The sequence below is a fragment of the Streptomyces sp. NPDC007164 genome, from assembly GCF_040634135.1.
Taxonomy (GTDB): domain Bacteria; phylum Actinomycetota; class Actinomycetes; order Streptomycetales; family Streptomycetaceae; genus Streptomyces; species Streptomyces sanglieri.
Genome location: NZ_JBEYFB010000108.1, coordinates 1 through 2,741 on the forward strand (window position 1 = coordinate 1; position 2,741 = coordinate 2,741).

A 2,741-nucleotide genomic window follows, 5' to 3' on the forward strand; every position below is an offset into this window, starting at 1 on the left:
GCCCAACATGCCCATGGCCGCCGACCGGCCAGAATGCCGCACCGCCACACGTTCAGGTGACGATAAATTTCCCATTCACTCTCATTCTGCACTCTCACACCTCTTACTCCACGAACAGCTCGACAATGCCGACTGGATCCCATCGGGAAATCTGTCACTGCTGGACTGCATCAGCGCACTGTCCGGCCAGCCGCGTGAGCGGCTACTCCGGGCCTTGCCAGACCTTCAACCGTCCGAGGACGCTTTCAAACCCGCCAGCCTGATGCTGGTCCAAGCAGGCTGGACCCCTCAAGAGGCGTGCACTTGGTGCACGAAGGCCAAGGGGGTCGTCATGCCAGTTCGGCACTGGGTCCCGGTCGGCACCAAGCTCTGCCTCAAGCACGGGCGCTGGACCGCCGACAGCTCGAAGCAGTTCGATATCGGCTCGCTACCCGATGTGTTGCGGGCCCAGCGCCGCTACCACCGTCTCGTTCTCCGCCACGGATGGAGAGCCGTCGTCCTCGCCATAAGAGAAGCAAGCGAGTTCGGCTGGCGCTGGTGGGAGAACTACGCCGACGAACATCCTTGGCGACACCGTCTGACTGTGTGCTGCGGTCCGCAGTGGAACGGCTACGAGAACGATCCGAGGATCGTGGCCTGCACCTATCCCGAGACCGTCGCCTTGGCCGAGCTCCTTGCCTCACCCCAACTGCGGGGACTGCCCTTCACCTGCGAGGAAGCGGACATGCAGCGCTTCGTCACCGAAATCCGGATCCGGGCCGCTCCCGGTTACGTCCACGACGACAGCGACCGCCGCCACCCACTCGTGCGCTGGATGCAGCAAGAAGTACATCGTCGGAGCTTTCCCAACCCGATGTCGGCCCCATTTTGATGCCCGTCTTCATGCCCGGCCGACTCCTGCTCGCGTGCCAGCGACGCGCACTGACGCTCAACCAGCTAGCCAGCCTCAGCAAGATCACGAGCACCTCGCTCAATGCCTACGAGAACGAGCGTCAGCAACCCTCCCGGGGCTCGATCTCCTCTCTATCCGCTGCGCTCGGCTTCCCCGTATCGTTCTTCTCTACCCCAGCGCCCGCCCCCATTCAGCAGGGCTGGGCGAACCTGCGCAGGCCGTCCGAGCTCGCATCCCGCCAGCGCGACGGCGCACTCAGTTCCGCAACGCTGGCCGCGTCGCTCAACCCCTGGCTGGAGAGCCGATTCCATCGCCCCCAGCCGAATGTCCCCCGCCTTCAAGGGGGCAGCCCTGAGGAGGCCGCAGAGGCTGTTCGCACGCATTGGTACCTCGCGGACGCCCCCATCCAGGGCCTGGTCCCGCTCCTCGAAGCCAACGGGATCCGCGTCTTCTCACTGCCTCTGGAATTCACGGACGTCGGCTCATTCTCAGCTGTCCACAGCGGCACACCATTCATCTTCCTCACATCTCAGAGGGCGTTAAGTCCGTTTCTGATAGCGGCCGCGTCCGGGTTGTTCGAGGAGTCCCTGGCGGCCGAGTCGTCCCAGGCGGGAGCGGGTGACGTTGATCGAGGGCTCGTCGGTGGGCAGGCCGAGGTGCTCGTGCAGATCGCGGACGCGGAATCTCTGCGAGCCCTAACTGTCGCGTTCGCTTCCAGGCCCTACCTGCTGCCGGGGTTGAATTTGTACAAGTACAGTCCGATTAGTCCGCCTACGGCGATGGCGGATCCGTCCGGGGCCCATGCACAGCAGGTGATGAGCTGTTCCGTGCGCATGAGTGTGGCGGTCCGAGCGGTGGCCCGGTCCCAGATCCGCACGGTCGCGTCGGCACTGGCGCTGGCGATCCAGGCTCCGTCGGGAGAGATCGCCACCGACCAGACGCTGCCGGTGTGGCCGGTGAGTTCGGCGGTCTGTGTGCCGGTGGCCCGGTCCCAGATCCACACAGTCGCGTCGTCGCCGGCGCTGGCGATCCAGGCCCCGTCGGGAGAGATCGCCACCGACCAGACGCGGCTGGTGTGGCCGGTGAGCTGGGCGGTCTGTGTGCCGGTGGCCCGGTCCCAGATCCGCACAGTCTCGCCAGCGCTGACGATCCAGGCTCCGTCGGGAGAGACCGCCACCGACTGGACGCGGCCGGTGTGGCCGGTGAGCTGGGCGGTCTGTGTGCCGGTGGCCCGGTCCCAGATCCGCACAGTCTCGCCAGCGCCGATGATCCAGGCTCCGTCGGGAGAGATCGCCACCGACTGGACGCGGCCGGTGTGGCCGGTGAGCTGGGCGGTCTGTGTGCCGGTGGCCCGGTCCCAGATCCGCACGGTCGCGTCGGCACTGGCGCTGGCGATCCAGGCTCCGTCGGGAGAGATCGCCACCGACCGGACGCGGCTGGTGTGGCCGGTGAGTTCGGCGGTCTGTGTGCCGGTGGCCCGGTCCCAGATCCGCACAGTCGCGTCGTCGCCGGCGCTGACGATCCAGGCCCCGTCGGGGACGAATGCAATGAGGTGGACGGGCGGGCTGACGTTGCCGCTTGGTGCGAGGAGGGTTGGGTCCCAGATCCGCACGGACTGGTCGTCGCTGGCGCTGGCGATCCAGGCTCCGTCGGGAGAGATCGCCACCGACCGGACCCAGCCGGTGTGGCCGGTGAGTTCGGCGGTCTGTGTGCCGGTGGCCCGGTCCCAGATCCACACGGACTGGTCGTCGCCGGCGCTGGCGATCCAGGCTCCGTCGGGAGAGATCGCCACCGACCGGACCCAGCCGGTGTGGCCGGTGAGTTCGGCGGTCTGTGTGCCGGTGGCCCG

Annotated in this window: 1 protein-coding gene and 1 pseudogene; one reads left to right on the plus strand and one right to left on the minus strand. The window is 67.1% G+C overall.

The window, feature by feature from the left end:
* Positions 1-871 (plus strand): annotated as a pseudogene (locus tag ABZ622_RS41445) (hypothetical protein); the annotation flags it as partial.
* 742 nt (positions 872-1,613) lie between these two features.
* Here the strand turns inward: ABZ622_RS41445 and ABZ622_RS41450 are convergent.
* A partial coding sequence (locus tag ABZ622_RS41450; protein WP_360552451.1) for a WD40 repeat domain-containing protein occupies positions 1,614-2,741 on the minus strand: 1,128 nt, incomplete at its 5' end.